Here is a 14,480-nt window from a genome sequence, read left to right on the forward strand (position 1 = left end):
CACGGGCTCACATCTGCGACGCGCGCTCCGCGAAGATCCGCATGGCCTTGGCGGTGACCGGCCCGGGGGCGCCGGGCAGCTCGCGCCCGTCGACGCGGTGCACGGCCTGGACGTCGCGGAGGGTGGAGGTCAGGAACACCTCGTCGGCCCGCTCCAGGACGTCCATCGGCAGGTCGGTCTCGTGGGCGCCGGTCCATTCGACGGTCAGGGCGCGGGTGATGCCGGCCAGGCAGCCGGAGGCGAGCGGCGGGGTGTGGAGCTGTCCGCCGAGGACGACGAAGACATTGGAGCCGGTGCCCTCGCAGAGCTGTCCGACGGTGTTGGCGAACAGCGCCTCGCTCGCGCCCTGTTCATGGGCCTTGGCGAGGGCGACGACGTTCTCGGCGTACGAGGTGGTCTTGAGTCCGGCCAGGGCGCTGCGTTCGTTGCGCGTCCAGGGAACGGTGATCACGGCGGTGGTGTCGGGCCGGGGCTTGGTCTCGCCGAGGGCGACGACGAGGGTGGGGCCGGCGTCACCGCGGTCGGAGCCGAGCGGGGAGAGCCCTCCGGTGTAGGTGATCCGCAGCCTGCCCAGCGGCATGGGGTTGGCCTCCAGCACGGCGGCGCAGGCGCGGCGCACCTCGTCGAGGTCCGGGTCGGGCAGGCCGAGACCGCGCGCGGAGCGGGTGAGCCGCTCCAGGTGGGGCTCCAGCGCGAAGGGCCGGCCGTCCACGGCCTTGAGCGTCTCGAAGACGCCGTCGCCCACCGTCAGGCCGTGATCCAGCACGGAGACCCTGGCGTCGTCCGCTTCGTGCAGCCCGCCGTTGACCCACAGCTTCATGTCCCGATGGTCCTTCCGCTCGCCTCGTACGTTCCCGACGCTACCGCGAGCAGCCGGGAGGCCTTCAGTTCGGTCTCGTCCCACTCGCGCTCGGGGTCGGACCCCCAGGTGATGCCGGCGCCGGTACCGAAGCGCAGCACTGGTTCCCCTTCCCCTCGGTCGATCCAGAAGGTGCGTATGCCCACGGCCAGCTCTCCGGTCCGCCGGTCGGCGTCGACCCAGCCGATGCCACCGCAGTAGGGTCCCCGGGGTGCGGTTTCCAGGGCCTCGATGATCTTCAGGGCACTGGACTTGGGGGCGCCGGTGACCGAGCCGGGCGGGAAGGTGGCGTCGAGGAGGTCCTTCCAGCCCGCCTTGGGCGTCAGGTCGCCGCGCACGGTGGAGACCAGGTGCACGAGGCCGGGGTGCGCCTCGACGGCGCACAGCGCGGGAACGGTGACCGACCCGGTGGCGCAGACCCGCCCCAGGTCGTTGCGGACGAGATCGACGATCATCACGTTCTCGGCGCGGTCCTTGTCCAGGAGGTCCTGGGCGGTCCTGCCGGTGCCCTTGATCGGGCCGGATTCGACGGTGAAACCGTCACGCCGCAGATAGAGCTCGGGCGACGCGGTGGCGATCTCCACACCGTGGGCGGGCAGGCGAATCGTTCCGGCATAGGGGGCGGGGTTGCCGCGCGCGAGGAGCGCGGTGAGCGCGTCCACGTCGGCGGCCGGGTCCGGCAGCGGTGCGGAGAGCACCCGGCACAGGTTCGCCTGGTAGACCTCGCCGGCCGCGATGTGCTCGCGGATCCTCCGCACACCGGCGGTGTACGCCTCGCGGTCGAGCGAGGACGTCCAGTCACCGGCGGCGGGCCCGCGCCAGGCACCGGGGACGGGCCCGGGCACCGGAGCGGGGCGGACGTCACCGAAGCGGGCGCAGGTCAGACGGCCTTCGAAGTCCGCGGAGACGGCCCAGAAGCCTGCGGAGTCCAGGGCCTCGGGGTCACTGGTGACATCCCGCAGGTCGGTTGCGACGAGGCCGCCGAAGCGGGCCAGAGGAGCGAGGTCGTGCACGGATGCGAGTCTATGGCGGCGGCGGGCCGGACGGCGCGGACGTCCTGTGGACCTGGTGCGGAGCGGGGTCGGCGCAGCACGCTGGGCAAACGCGTTTTTGTACTGGCCCGGGAATCCGCTAGAGTTCAACACGTCGCCGGGACGCGCAAGCGGAACGGAACCGACAAGCGGACGTGGCTCAGTTGGTAGAGCATCACCTTGCCAAGGTGAGGGTCGCGAGTTCGAATCTCGTCGTCCGCTCGAAGTGGGGGATCATTCCCGAACCCCTGCACTCCTGGTGGAGTGGCCGAGAGGCGAGGCAACGGCCTGCAAAGCCGTCTACACGGGTTCAAATCCCGTCTCCACCTCCAAGGACGATTAGCTCAGCGGGAGAGCGCTTCCCTGACACGGAAGAGGTCACTGGTTCAATCCCAGTATCGTCCACTGGATCTTCGGATCCCCCGCGCGATTAGCTCAGCGGGAGAGCGCTTCCCTGACACGGAAGAGGTCACTGGTTCAATCCCAGTATCGCGCACGCAGTGCCCATGATCTTCGGATCATGGTCCCGAGGACGATTAGCTCAGCGGGAGAGCGCTTCCCTGACACGGAAGAGGTCACTGGTTCAATCCCAGTATCGTCCACCACCCGGAAGCAACGGGCGCGTCACGCGGCCGGGGCTTCCGTCGTACCCCGTCAGGACGAGAAGAGCATCCGCCCGAAGCTGCGGCGGTGGCCGTGGTGCCCGTGGTGCGGAGCACCCCACGCCGGTGCGTGAGCGGCCGGCGGCGCGGGCGGGGCCTGCTGGACCCACTGCGACTCCAGGCGCGTCAGGGCCTCCAGCTCACCGAAGTCCAGGAAGATCCCCCGGCAGCCGCTGCACTGCTCGATCTGGACGCCATTGCGGTTGTAGGTGTGCATGGGGGCATGGCACTTGGGACACTGCATGCTCGGCTCAACTCCTCGCCGTTCGGATGGTGTCAACACCCTACGACGCGGACACGGCGTCCAACTCGGGTGGGAGTGTCGCGATTCTGGTACAAGCTTCCACCACACTCACCTCCACCTCGTCCAACTCCCGCTCCTCGGCGGTGCTCTTGGCGATGGCGAGGGCCGCCGTCTGGACGGTCAGCGCGCGGGCGGGCACGTCGAGCCGGGCCCAGGGATCCCCGTCGGCGGGTACGGCAGGTCCGCCGGCCGCCCGGTACGCACCGAGGAAACGCTCCCACACGCCGGGCGCCAGCAGCCCGGCCGCGTACCAGGCGGCGGGCCGGGCGAGGTCCCAGGCGGGGTCGCCGAGCCCCAGGTCGTCGACGTCGATGAGCAACCAGGGGCCGGTGGCGGCGGGGTGGCGGACCAGCTGGCCCAGGTGGAGGTCGCCGTGACAGACCGCGCCCGCCCCGGGCCAGGGCGCCTCGTCACGCGCCCAGGCAGGCAGCCGTACCCACGCGGCCAGCACCGGCGCCGCCGCCGGGTGCGGGCCCGCCGCCCTCATCCGCGCCACCGCCCGTGCCGCCTTGGCCGGCCCGCGCATGGGCGGCAGGGCGGGCAACTCGGCGAGCGGTACGGAGTGGAGGCGTGCGAGCAGCGCGGCGGCCTCCTCCCAGGGCGCGGCGTCAGGGTCGTCGGGGTCGACGGGACTCCCGTAGGGCCAGGCGCTGACCGGCCGCCCACGCAGCTCCCGGGCGTTGGCCGGAAGCGGCGGCAGAAGGACCCCGGCGAGACGCGGGTGGGCGGCGACGGCGAGGCGGGCGCGGTGGGCGGCGGGCTCGGTGTCCGGGGCGTGCGCCTTGGCGACGGCGTCACCGTGGCGGACGACCGTACCGTCGGAACGATGCGCCAGAACGGTGGCGCCGCACGCCCGGCAGGTCTGGTGGGGCACAGCGCGCCGTGCGACGGCGTCGAGTTCCCGCACGAGCGGTTCGATCTCCTTCTGCACGCCCCGACCTTACGGGGTGCGCTTGGGACCGTGGGCCGGGGTCGGGGCCCCTCCGGGCTCACCTCCTCGCCGTCGGCGGGGTGCCCGGCCGGCTTCGTCACCGTTTCCCGCCGCCGATCGTCCCGCTACGCCCTGGGGGTGTGGGGGGACCCCCAGCGGGGGCGACCCTGCACGGCCGCACAGCGAGCCACCCCCGGCCCCGGGGAATCCGGCCCGCAGACCGGCGTACGACCGGGGTGTGGCCGTGCAGGGTCCCCCCCGCAGAGGTTGGCGGCGGAAAATGGGCTCCCAAGCGTCGTACCCAGGGCCGCCGGCCTTGAGGAGGTGAGCCCGGAGGGGCCGCGCCCCCCACCCACCGGCAGGCGCCGCACGCCCGGCACGGCCCCGGGACGGCCCCAAGACGGACAAAGCGGTGGCCGGCAGCTCCCCAGCTGCCGGCCACCGCTGCCGTCCGCCGCACCCCCGTCCCCACGGGGTTGTTGGCCGGATGTCCCCGGCCCGGGCCGCTCTCCCGGGCCCGGGGCGCCGCTCAGCGCCCCAGCATCACGCCCACGGACGACGCCTGTGTGACCACCGCGTCCCAGCCGCCGAAGACGACGACCAGGAGCGCGGCCAAGGGGAGCACCATGGCGGTCGCCACCAGCGGGTGGCGACGTCCCGACGTACGACCCTGCGTGCGGATCATCGACCGCGTTGCCGTGTGCGCCATGGTTCCTCTCCTGTCCAGTCCAGCAGCGGCGGGTGTCTGACCTCGGGGGACGAGTGCTGCACCCGCCGCTTGACTTCAACATTAGGGAAGCGGCGGCCCCGGCACGTCATGCCCGCGTACCCTTTGGCGGGCCTCCCGGAGGATGAGCCGTCACCGGTCGGCGTACTCCCCTGGGTGGAGACGGACCTCCGAAGGTCAGGGGTATTCCGGAGGGGCCACCGGGGCGGGTGACGTCCCTCACGTCCGGTCCGCCCTTCCGTACGGTCCGTCACCCCGTAGGGCCAACCCCCTTGGGAGGGGCGGGCATTGGGACGTCACCCGGCTCCACGACCCCGGCCGCCACCGACAATCGATCGGGCCGCGAGGGCGCGGCCTATGAGCGTGCCGGGGCGCGGGTACGTAAGCTGTGCCACGTCAAACGGACACCGGTGTAGTGGGGTGGGGCCTCCCCCACCGTAGGTAGGGGACGGACATGGCGATGATGCGGCTCCGGCGCGAGGATCCGCGTGTCGTCGGCTCATTCAGGCTTCACCGGCGGCTCGGCGCGGGCGGGATGGGGGTCGTGTACCTCGGGTCCGACCGGCGCGGGCAGCGGGTGGCCCTGAAGGTGATCCGGCCGGATCTTGCCGAGGACCAGGAGTTCAGGTCGCGCTTCGCGCGCGAGGTGTCGGCCGCGCGGCGGATCCGTGGCGGGTGTACGGCCCGGCTCGTGGCGGCCGACCTGGAGGCGGACCGGCCCTGGTTCGCCACCCAGTACGTGCCGGGTCCCTCCCTGCACGACAAGGTCGCCGAGGAGGGCCCGCTGTCGGCGGCCGACGTGGCCGCGATCGGCGCGGCGCTGTCCGAGGGGCTGGTGGCCGTCCACGAGGCCGGGGTGGTCCACCGGGACCTCAAGCCGTCGAACATCCTCCTCTCCCCCAAGGGCCCGCGGATCATCGACTTCGGCATCGCCTGGGCGACCGGCGCGTCCACGCTCACCCACGTGGGCACGGCGGTGGGTTCGCCGGGCTTCCTTGCGCCCGAGCAGGTGCGGGGCGCGGCGGTGACCCCGGCCACCGACGTGTTCGCGCTGGGCGCGACCCTGGCGTACGCGGCCATGGCGGACTCGCCGTTCGGGCACGGCAGTTCCGAGGTGATGCTCTACCGGGTGGTGCACGAGGAGCCGCAGTTGCACGGCGTGCCGGACGCGCTGGCGCCGCTCGTGCGGGCCTGTCTGGCCAAGGACCCGGAGGAACGTCCCAGCACCCTGCAACTGTCCATGCGGCTGAAGGAGATCGCCGCCCGTGAGGCGCAGGGCCTGTCCGACGTCCGGGCGTCGGCGCCCCGGCCGTCCGGGAGGGCCGTGGACGACCGGCCCACGGGGCGGTTGACCGAGCGCTACACGGAGCGCAACACACCGGGGCGGGGCCAGCGCACGCCCGCGTCCGGTTCCCGTGGCGGCCAGGCCGCGCGTGCCTCGTCGCCGCGCAATCCGGCACGTCCGCCGTCGCGGACCGGCGGTGGCGGCCGGACGGCGTCGAGGCCGGGCGTGCGCACGGGAGCGGGCGGTGCGCGCAGGCCCGCGAACCCTCGGCTGCTGAGGCAGCGGCTCTTCGTCTTCGTGGTCGTGACGCTGATCGTGCTGCTGGGGATCGCGGGGGCGCAGGGCCTCCAGGGATAGGTGTCCCGGCGGGTCAGGACTCCGGGCGGCCGGTGGCCACCGCGTAGAACGCGACCGCGGCAGCCGCGCCGACGTTGAGGGAGTCCACGCCGTGCGCCATGGGGATGCGGACCCACTCGTCGGCCGCCATCAGCGCCTTGGTGGTGAGGCCTTCGCCCTCGGCGCCCAGCATCAGGGCGACCCGCTCCAGGCAGTGCGGGGCCGCCGCGTCGATGCTCGTGGCCTTCTCGTCGGGCGTCAGCGCGAGCAGGGCGAAGCCCGCCTCCCGGACCGCCTCCAGCCCTCGCGGCCACGTTTCGAGGCGGGCGTACGGGACGGAGAACACGGCGCCCATCGAGACCTTGACCGACCGTCGGTAGAGGGGGTCCGCGCAGTCCGGCGACAACAGGACCGCGTCCATGCCGAGGGCGGCGGCGCTGCGGAAGATGGCGCCGATGTTGGTGTGGTCGTTGACGCCCTCCATGACGACCACCCGGCGGGCGCCGGTGAGCAGGGCGTCCGCCGAGGGCAACGGCTTGCGCTGCATGGAGGCGAGCGCGCCGCGGTGCACGTGGTAGCCGGTGACGCGTTCGGCGAGGTCCGGCGTCACCGCGTACACGGGCGCCGGGACCTCGTCGATGACGTCGCGCATGACGTCGACCCACTTGGCGGACAGCAGCATCGAGCGCATCTCGTACCCGGCCTGCTTGGCGCGCCGGATGACCTTCTCGCCCTCGGCGATGAAGAGGCCTTCGGCGGGTTCGCGCTTGCGGCGCAGTTCGACGTCGGTCAGGCCCGTGTAGTCGCCGAGGCGCGGGTCGTCGGGGTCGTCGATGGTGATGAGATCGGCCACAGGGTGATACTGCCTTGTCCGGTGTGAAGTGCCAACGGGGCTGGGTTACGTGGTGCTCTTGTGCGGGCCCTCGGCGACCACCGGGCCGATGACGATCACGGCGGGCGGGCGTACGTCCTCGCTCCTGACCCGCTCGGCCACCGTCGCGAGGGTCGCGTCGACCCGCCGCTGGGAGGCGGTGGTGCCCTCCTGGATCAGCGCGAGCGGGGTGTCGGCGGCCTTGCCGTGGGCGACCAGCGCCTCGGCGATCGCGCCGATCTTGTCGACGCCCATCAGGATGACCAGCGTGCCGGTCAGCTTGGCCAGCGAGGCCCAGTCCACGAGCGAGCGCGGGTCGTCGGGCGCGACATGGCCGCTGACCACGGTGAACTCGTGCGCGACGCCCCGGTGGGTGACCGGGATGCCGGCCGCGCCGGGGACGCTGATCGAGCTGGAGATACCCGGGACGACCGTGCAGGCGATGCCCGCCTCGGCGAGGGCCTGCGCCTCTTCCATGCCCCGGCCGAACACGAACGGGTCGCCGCCCTTGAGACGGACGACGGACTTGCCGGCCTTGGCGTGCTCGATGAGCGCGTTGTTGATGGCCTCCTGGGCCATGAACCGGCCGTACGGGATCTTCGCCGCGTCGATCACCTCGACGTGCGGCGGCAGCTCGTCCAGGAGGTCCCGGGGGCCGAGGCGGTCCGCGATCACCACGTCCGCCTCCGCGAGCAGCCGGCGGCCGCGCACGGTGATCAGGTCCGGGTCGCCGGGGCCGCCGCCGACCAGGGCCACGAAGGGGGTACGGGAGCGGTGGTGCGGCGCCGCGAGCGAACCGTCGCGCAGCCCCTCGACGATCGCGTCCCGCACGGCGGCGGAGCGGCGCGGGTCGTGGCCGGTGAGCACGGCGACGGTGACGCCCTCGCTGCGGCCGGTCGCGGGCGTCCAGGCGGTGGCGGCCTCGGCGTCGTCGGAGCGTACGCACCAGGTGCGGGTGCGCTCCGCCTCGGCGGACGCGCGGGCGTTGGCCGCCGGGTCGGTGGACGCGATCAGGGCGTACCAGGCGTCGGCCAGGTCGCCTTCCTCGTACCGGCGCTTGATCCAGGTGATCTCGCCGGCCTCCGCCATGGCCTCGACGGACGGCGTCGCGGACGGGGAGACCAGGGTGATGTCGGCACCGGCCGCGATGAGGGCGGGGAGGCGGCGCTGGGCGACCTGGCCGCCGCCGATGACGACGACGCGGCGCCCGGTCAGGCGCAGTCCGACGGGGTAGGCGGGGTGCTCGGCGTACTCGGCCATGGCGGTGCGGCTCCTCGGCGAGGCGGTGGTGCGGTGTGCGGAGCCGCTGCGACGGTGAAGCGGCTGGTGGGGCGGGGGTGGCGTGGGGGTGGCACGGCTGTGGGGACGCTGCGGACCACGATACGGTGCGCCCCGCCGGGCCGGTCGCGGGGCGGCGGGGAGAGCCGCTGGGCAGGCGCCCCCGCGCCACGCCGCGCCCGGGGTGCGGGCCGGGGCCTGCGGGGCGGAGGGGGGTGTGGGGGCGCGCGGCCCCCCCACCCGGCTACTTCTCGGTGACGCCCGCCGAGTCGAACGTCGCCACCTCGTGCATCGCGCGGGCCGCGCTCTGGATCACGGGGAGGGCAAGCAGGGCACCGGTGCCCTCGCCCAGGCGGAGGTCCAGGTCCACCAGGGGGCGGAGGCCCAGCTTGTTGAGGGCCGCCACGTGGCCCGGTTCGGCGCTGCGGTGGCCCGCGATGCAGGCCGCCAGCGCCTCGGGGGCGATGGCCCGGGCCACGAGGGCCGCGGCACCGGCGCTGACGCCGTCGAGGACGACCGGCGTACGCAGCGAGGCGCCGCCCAGGATGAAGCCGACGAGGGCCGCGTGCTCCAGGCCGCCGAGGGCGGCGAGGACGCCGATGGGGTCGGCCGGGTCCGGCTGGTGGAGCTCCAGGCCACGCCGGACGACGTCCACCTTGCGGGCGTGCATCTCGTCGTTGATGCCTGTGCCCCGGCCGGTGACCTCCGTCGGGTCGGCGTCCGTGTAGACGGAGATCAGCGCGGCGGACGCGGTGGTGTTGGCGATGCCCATCTCACCGGTCAGCAGCGCCTTGTTGCCGGCGGCCACCAGGTCGCGGGCCGTCTCGATGCCGACCTCGACGGCCGCGAGGACGTCCTCACGGCTGAGGGCGGGGCCGGTGGTGAAGTCGGCCGTGCCGGGCCGCACCTTGCGGGGCAGGAGGCCGGGCGTGGCGGGCAGGTCACCGGCGACGCCGACGTCGATGACGCAGACCTCGGCGCCCACCTGGTTGGCGAACGCGTTGCAGACCGCGCCGCCGCCGAGGAAGTTGGCGACCATCTGGGCCGTCACCTCCTGGGGCCAGGCGGTGACACCCTGGGCGTGCACTCCGTGGTCGCCGGCGAAGATCGCCACGGCCGCGGGCTCGGGGATGGGCGGCGGGCACATCCGGGAGAGGCCGGAGAGCTGGGCGGAGATGATCTCCAGCATGCCGAGCGCGCCGGCCGGCTTCGTCATCCGCTTCTGCCGCTCCCACGCCTCGCCGAGCGCCTTCGCGTCGAGGGGCCGGATGTTGGAGACGGTCTCCTGGAGCAGGTCGTGCGGCTCCTCGCCGGGCAGGGCGCGGCGGCCGTACGTCTCCTCGTGGACCACCCATGACAGCGGGCGCCGCTTGGACCAGCCCGCCTGCATCAGCTCGGGCTCCTCGGGGAATTCGTCGACGTACCCGACGCAGAGGTACGCGACGACCTCGAGGTGCTCGGGCAGGCCGAGGGCACGGACCATCTCGCGCTCGTCGAAGAAGCTGACCCAGCCGACGCCGAGGCCCTCGGCGCGGGCGGCGAGCCACAGGTTCTCGACGGCGAGCGCGGACGAGTACGGCGCCATCTGCGGCTGGGTGTGCCGGCCGAGGGTGTGGCGGCCACCGCGGGTGGGGTCGGCGGTGACGACGATGTTCACCGGGGTGTCGAGGATGGCCTCGATCTTCAGTTCCTTGAACTGCTTGGCCCGGCCCTTCGGCAGCGACTTGGCGTACGCCTCGCGCTGGCGCTGGGCGAGCTCGTGCATCGTGCGCCGCGTCTCGGCGGAGCGGATGACGACGAAGTCCCAGGGCTGCGAGTGGCCCACCGACGGCGCCGTGTGGGCCGCTTCGAGGACCCGGAGGAGGACCTCGTGCGGGATCGGGTCGCTGCGGAAGCCGTTGCGGATGTCCCGGCGCTCACGCATCACGCGGAGCACGGCCTCGCGCTCGACGTCGTCGTAGGCGGGGGCCGGGGCACTCTGGTCCGCGGGGGTGTCCGCCTGGGCGTCGGCGGGCGCGGGCGCCTCGGCGGCGTCCGTCTCCACGACCTCGGGCTGCTGCTCCACGGCGGGCGCGGGCTCCTCGGCCACCGGCTGCTCCTCCACGGCGGGCACGGGCTCCTCGGCCACCGGCTGCTCCTCCACGGCGGGCGCGGCCTCGGCGGAAAGCTGCTCCTCCACGGCGGGCGCGGGCTCCTCGGCCACCGGCTGCTCCTCCACGGCAGGCGCGGGCTCCTCGGCCACCGGCTGCTCCTCCACGGCGGGCGCGGGCTCCTCAGCCACCGGCTGCTCCTCCACGGCAGGCGCGGGCTCCTCGGCCACCGGCTGCTCGACCGCGACGGGCTGCTCCGCCACGGCCACCGGCTCGGGGACCACGGGCTCGGAAGTCGCGACCGGCTCGGCGATCGCGGCGGGAGCGGGCTGCCCGGCCACCGGCTCGGGGGCCACGGCCTGCTCAGGGGCGGTCGCCTCGGCGGCCACGGGCTCGGGGACGGTCACCGGGTGCTCGGCCGCGGGCTCGGGGGCAGCGGGCTGCTCGGCCGCGGCTGCCGGCTCGGGGGTCACCGGCTCGGCGGGGGCCTCGACCGGCTGGGCCGCGGGCTCCGGGGCGGGCTCGGCCGGGGCGGCAGAACCGCCGTCGCGGGGCGCCGGGACGGTCACGGCGCCCTGCGGGACGGGCTCCGGCGCCGGCTCGGGCGCGGCGGCGACCGGCTCGGCGACCTCGGGGGCCGGTTCGGGCGCCGGTTCGGCGGCGGGCGCGGGGGCCGACGGCGTCGGGGCGAGGTGGGGCGCGGTCGGGACGGAGCCCTCGACCGGCACGAACTGCCCGACCGGCGCGGGCGCCTGGTCCGGAACGACCGTTTCTGCTGTGGCAGGAAGCGGTGTCTGGTGCTGCTGGGGCTGCGGGGACCACGGCGCCGGGCTCTGCGGCGGAAGCTCGCCGACCTGCGGGCCGGGCAGCGCGGACGCGGGCTCCTCGCGCGGCACGTCCAGGTACTCCAGGCCGCCGGAGGTGGCGGGACCCGGCGTGGCCGTGGCGGGGTTGGCCGGGCCGCGATCGGCGAGCGAGCGGACGACACCGCCCGAGGCGTCGGGGACCGGGGGGCCCATGTGCAGCGGACGCCGCGCGTGCGCCGGGCCGGGAGCGGCGGCGGGAGCCGCTGCCTGGGCGGGCTCGGGGGCGGGAGCCGCTGCCTGGGCCGGCTCCGGCAGCCGTACGCCGGTCAGGTCGACCGACCCGGAGTCACGGCCACCGGCCTCGTGCGCGCCGGTCTCGTGCGCGCCGGTCTCGTGCGCGCCGGTCTCGTGGACGGCGGCCTCGTGCACGGCCGGCTCGTGGACGACCGGCTCGGAGGCGGCCGGCTCGGGGGCGGCGGCCTCGTGGACGGCCGGCTCGTACACCGGAGCGACCGGCTCGTGGACGACCGGCGTGGCCTGCGCGACCGGCTCGTACACGGGCTGCTGGGCCTGCTGGAGCCGGGCCTGCTGCGCCTGCTGCTCGGCGATCACGGCCGCGCCCACCGGGTCCACCGCCGCGGGGACGGTCGGGGGCATCGCCATGGGCGCGGGCGCCGGGGCGACGCCGGCGTGCGGCTCGCTCCAGGCTCCCTGCGACCCCGGCATCAGCAGGAGGTCGTCGTCCTCGGCGGCGTTCTCGGAGGGGTCGAGGAAGGTGTACGCGCCCGGAGCGGGGATGCCCGGCTGCTCCACCATGCCTGCGTTCTCCGGCTGCCCCTCGCCCGGGACCTGGCCGGTGTCAGTCATGCGTACCCCTCGCCCATCGGTTGTGCTCCTTCAGACCGTCGCCCGCCAACAAGAACGAGCATGCGCGCCGCGCGGCACGAAAGGCACGCGGACATCACGTATTGTCGCGGTCTTCTGCCGCCGTGGCAGCGGGATCCGCCGCCGTCGGCTGTGGACTGCGCCACGTTGCGCAACCCCCCGGTAACGCCGTACCACACCGGGGACCTGAAGAGGTCCCTTTTTTCCGGACATTGACGAACGCGTCGTCGAACGTCCGGCCGCCGTACAACGATCGGCCAGCCTACCTGCCGTGCCGTAGTGACATGGTCACGGGGAGGGCGTCGGCCTGTGGCCCGACAGCAGGAAGACGACGGAGCGGTCTCGTTCGGTCCAGGCGCCCGTGTCGAGTTCGACGGACTGGAGGAGGGCGCATTCGACCGCGTACCCGCCGTCCGCCAGGACCGCGCCGATGGCCTCGGCCTCGTCACGGGTGGTCGCGTGCGCGACGATCCGCTCGGGACGCCGGTCCGCGCAGGCGGTGACGACGGCCGCTCCCCCGCCCCCGACACGGACGACGTCGGGCTCGGGCAGCCGCTCCAGCACGTGCGGCGCGCGTCCCGCCACGGTCTGGATCTGCACGCCGAAGTGGCGTGCGGCGGCCTCGGTACGGGCGCAGGCGGCCGGGTCCTCGTCGACCGCGATCACGGCCGCGCCGAAGCGTGCGGCCTCCACGGCCAGGGCTCCGGCGCCGCAGCCGATGTCCCAGACGAGGTCACCGGTGCGCGGGCCGAGGCGGGCGAGCTGTGCGGAGCGGAGGCCGTCCGACTCGCCGATGCCGAGGTCACCGCCGTACGCGTGCGCGGGCAGCCCCCAGCCGCGTACCGCTCCGGGGTCCCGGCCCATCAGCCATCCGCCGCCCCCCTGGGTGGTGGCGGTGCCGCCGATGACGATGACGACGTTGGGGTCGCGCCAGGTGTGGTCGGCGACCTTGTCGGAGGTGAGGACGGTGACCTGCTCGCGTTCGGTGCCGAGTTCCTCGCAGATGACGAAGGTGCGGTGGACGTCGTCGAGGAGGAGGGCGAGTTCGGCGGGGCCGGCGCCCGGGGAGGTCAGCACGGCGACCTTCGGGTGGGCACGGCACACATTGACGGCGCGGCGCAGCGTGCGGGTGTGGGCGACGACGACCTGGGCGTCGTCCCACGGCATGCCGGCGCGGGCGAAGGCGGCGGCGACGGAGGAGACGGCGGGCACCACTTCGACCTCCAGGCCGTACTCGGGTGCGCGCAGGGTGCGTACGACGCCGAAGAAGCCCGGGTCGCCGTCGGCGAGTACGACGGCGGTGCCGCGGTGGCCGGCGATGCGGCGGGCGGCGAGGTCGACGCTGCCGAGGCGGATCCGTTCGGCGGCGGGCGGGATTTCCGGGAGCGCCAGGTGGTGGCCGGCTCCGGCCACCAGGGTGGCGGCCGAGAGGGCGGACCTGGCGGCCGCGGTGAGAGGCGAACCGTCCCAGCCGATCACCGTGACCCGGTCGGCCATCTTCGTCTGTCTCCTGGAGTGGTGTGGAGGTCGGGTGGAGTGCTGGTGAGCGTACCGGGTGTCAGTTCCAGTCGGTGAACGAGGAGTACCCGGCGTCGGCGAGCTGGTCGGCGGCGCCTTCGAGGTCCTCGGGGAGCAGGCTCCAGACGATCAGGTCGGTCCGGATGTCGGTCCAGCCGCCGTCCTCCGTCTGGGTGCGCGCTATCCAGGCGTTGCGCAGTACGCCCTCGCTGATGCAGCCGATCTTCTGGGCGACCTGCTGGGAGGCGGTGTTGTCGGCGGCGGTGCGCAGTTCCAGGCGTTCGAAGCGCTGGTCGCGGAAGAGCCATTGGGCGACGGCGAGGACGGATTCGGTGGCGTATCCCTCGCCGCGGGCCCAGGGGGCGGTGACGTAGGCGATCTCGGTGGCGCGGGTGCGCCAGTTGGTGTTCTGGAGGTGGACGATGCCGACGAGGCGCTGGGTGAGGAACTCGGTGACGGCGAGGACGACGCCGCGGCCCTCCGTGCGTTCCGCAGGAGCGATCCTGCGCACCCATTCCTCGGCGTGGGCCGTGGTGTAGGGGTGTGGCGCGGAGGTCCAGGCGACGACCATCTCGTCGTTCATCATCTCGATGTGCGCCGGGATGTCCGACTCCTCGTAGGGGCGCAGCACCAACCGTTCCGTGCTGATGGAGATGTCCGGAAAGGTGGTAGTCATGCGCAGCTCCATGCCGAAGACCGTCCGTAAAGGCCGTGAACGCACAGCATGCAGCATGCAGCCGGTTGTGCGCATGGCCGGGTCGGTACGGATTCGTCGATACGGATACGTCGATACGTCGATGCGTCGACACGGCAGAGGGGGCGGGGGGGGGGAGGGGGGGGGGGGGGGGGGGGGGGGGGGGGGGGGGGGGGGGGGGGCCCTCTTGGGGCGGGGAGGGG

The 14,480-nt window shown here is 74.1% G+C and carries 11 protein-coding genes and 5 tRNA genes; 6 read left to right on the forward strand and 10 right to left on the reverse strand.

What is annotated here, in order from left to right; genetic code table 11:
* Positions 1–7: 7 nt before the first annotated feature.
* Positions 8–820 (reverse strand): aminotransferase class IV, encoded by an 813-nt coding sequence (locus tag ACZ6C1_RS31890; protein ID WP_469245715.1) that lies wholly within the window; start codon positions 818–820, stop codon positions 8–10.
* Positions 817–1,872, reverse strand: a complete 1,056-nt coding sequence (locus tag ACZ6C1_RS31895; protein WP_469245717.1) for a chorismate-binding protein — start codon at positions 1,870–1,872, stop codon at positions 817–819. The genes ACZ6C1_RS31890 and ACZ6C1_RS31895 overlap by 4 nt, the downstream gene beginning before the upstream one ends.
* A gap of 167 nt (positions 1,873–2,039) precedes the next feature.
* Here ACZ6C1_RS31895 and ACZ6C1_RS31900 point away from each other — a divergent pair.
* The 5 genes from ACZ6C1_RS31900 (at position 2,040) to ACZ6C1_RS31920 (ending at position 2,495) form a co-directional block, all read left to right on the forward strand.
* Positions 2,040–2,112: transfer RNA gene (locus ACZ6C1_RS31900), tRNA-Gly, on the forward strand.
* 36 nt (positions 2,113–2,148) lie between these two features.
* Positions 2,149–2,222: transfer RNA gene (locus ACZ6C1_RS31905), tRNA-Cys, on the forward strand.
* 1 nt (position 2,223) lies between these two features.
* Positions 2,224–2,295: transfer RNA gene (locus ACZ6C1_RS31910), tRNA-Val, on the forward strand.
* 19 nt (positions 2,296–2,314) lie between these two features.
* A tRNA-Val gene (locus tag ACZ6C1_RS31915) sits at positions 2,315–2,386 on the forward strand.
* 34 nt (positions 2,387–2,420) lie between these two features.
* A tRNA-Val gene (locus tag ACZ6C1_RS31920) sits at positions 2,421–2,495 on the forward strand.
* Positions 2,496–2,544: 49 nt separating this feature from the next.
* Here the strand turns inward: ACZ6C1_RS31920 and ACZ6C1_RS31925 are convergent.
* The 3 genes from ACZ6C1_RS31925 to ACZ6C1_RS31935 form a co-directional block, all read right to left on the reverse strand.
* The gene (locus ACZ6C1_RS31925) at positions 2,545–2,796 is read right to left on the reverse strand and encodes a TFIIB-type zinc ribbon-containing protein (protein ID WP_469245719.1); all 252 of its coding nucleotides are present in this window, start codon (positions 2,794–2,796) and stop codon (positions 2,545–2,547) included.
* A 40-nt stretch (positions 2,797–2,836) separates the two neighbouring features.
* On the reverse strand, positions 2,837–3,775 hold the full coding sequence (locus ACZ6C1_RS31930; RefSeq protein WP_469245756.1) for a phosphotransferase family protein: 939 nt from the start codon (positions 3,773–3,775) through the stop codon (positions 2,837–2,839).
* Between the two features lie 541 nt (positions 3,776–4,316).
* The gene (locus ACZ6C1_RS31935) at positions 4,317–4,496 is read right to left on the reverse strand and encodes a hypothetical protein (RefSeq protein ID WP_469245721.1); all 180 of its coding nucleotides are present in this window, start codon (positions 4,494–4,496) and stop codon (positions 4,317–4,319) included.
* Positions 4,497–4,968: 472 nt separating this feature from the next.
* Between ACZ6C1_RS31935 and ACZ6C1_RS31940 the strand changes: the two genes are divergently transcribed.
* Positions 4,969–6,156, forward strand: coding sequence for a serine/threonine-protein kinase (locus ACZ6C1_RS31940; protein WP_469245723.1), 1,188 nt, complete (start codon positions 4,969–4,971; stop codon positions 6,154–6,156).
* Between the two features lie 13 nt (positions 6,157–6,169).
* Here ACZ6C1_RS31940 and ACZ6C1_RS31945 read toward each other — a convergent pair whose 3' ends face one another.
* The 5 genes from ACZ6C1_RS31945 to ACZ6C1_RS31965 form a co-directional block, all read right to left on the reverse strand.
* Entirely contained in the window at positions 6,170–6,988 is an 819-nt protein-coding gene (locus tag ACZ6C1_RS31945) for a TrmH family RNA methyltransferase (RefSeq protein WP_469245725.1), read from the reverse strand.
* A gap of 45 nt (positions 6,989–7,033) precedes the next feature.
* Positions 7,034–8,266, reverse strand: coding sequence for a uroporphyrinogen-III C-methyltransferase (gene cobA / locus ACZ6C1_RS31950; RefSeq protein WP_469245726.1), 1,233 nt, complete (start codon positions 8,264–8,266; stop codon positions 7,034–7,036).
* Positions 8,267–8,528: 262 nt separating this feature from the next.
* Positions 8,529–12,047 carry a nicotinate-nucleotide--dimethylbenzimidazole phosphoribosyltransferase gene (cobT, locus tag ACZ6C1_RS31955; protein ID WP_469245728.1) on the reverse strand — a complete coding sequence of 1,173 codons (3,519 nt, stop codon included), beginning with the start codon at positions 12,045–12,047 and terminating at the stop codon, positions 8,529–8,531.
* A gap of 306 nt (positions 12,048–12,353) precedes the next feature.
* Positions 12,354–13,562, reverse strand: coding sequence for a precorrin-6y C5,15-methyltransferase (decarboxylating) subunit CbiE (gene cbiE, locus ACZ6C1_RS31960; RefSeq protein ID WP_469245730.1), 1,209 nt, complete (start codon positions 13,560–13,562; stop codon positions 12,354–12,356).
* A 61-nt stretch (positions 13,563–13,623) separates the two neighbouring features.
* Positions 13,624–14,259 carry a GNAT family N-acetyltransferase gene (locus ACZ6C1_RS31965; RefSeq protein WP_469245732.1) on the reverse strand — a complete coding sequence of 212 codons (636 nt, stop codon included), beginning with the start codon at positions 14,257–14,259 and terminating at the stop codon, positions 13,624–13,626.
* Positions 14,260–14,480 lie beyond the last annotated feature (221 nt).

This window comes from Streptomyces sp. NPDC041796, from assembly GCF_055590785.1.

Coding starts and splice junctions, on each gene's coding strand:
- ACZ6C1_RS31890 (WP_469245715.1), bottom strand. CDS start 820: ATGAAGCTGTGGGTCAACGGCGGGCTGCACGAAGCGGACGACGCCAGG.
- ACZ6C1_RS31925 (WP_469245719.1), bottom strand. CDS start 2,796: ATGCAGTGTCCCAAGTGCCATGCCCCCATGCACACCTACAACCGCAAT.
- ACZ6C1_RS31935 (WP_469245721.1), bottom strand. CDS start 4,496: ATGGCGCACACGGCAACGCGGTCGATGATCCGCACGCAGGGTCGTACG.
- ACZ6C1_RS31940 (WP_469245723.1), top strand. CDS start 4,969: ATGGCGATGATGCGGCTCCGGCGCGAGGATCCGCGTGTCGTCGGCTCA.
- cobA (WP_469245726.1), bottom strand. CDS start 8,266: ATGGCCGAGTACGCCGAGCACCCCGCCTACCCCGTCGGACTGCGCCTG.
- cobT (WP_469245728.1), bottom strand. CDS start 12,047: ATGACTGACACCGGCCAGGTCCCGGGCGAGGGGCAGCCGGAGAACGCA.
- cbiE (WP_469245730.1), bottom strand. CDS start 13,562: ATGGCCGACCGGGTCACGGTGATCGGCTGGGACGGTTCGCCTCTCACC.
- ACZ6C1_RS31965 (WP_469245732.1), bottom strand. CDS start 14,259: ATGACTACCACCTTTCCGGACATCTCCATCAGCACGGAACGGTTGGTG.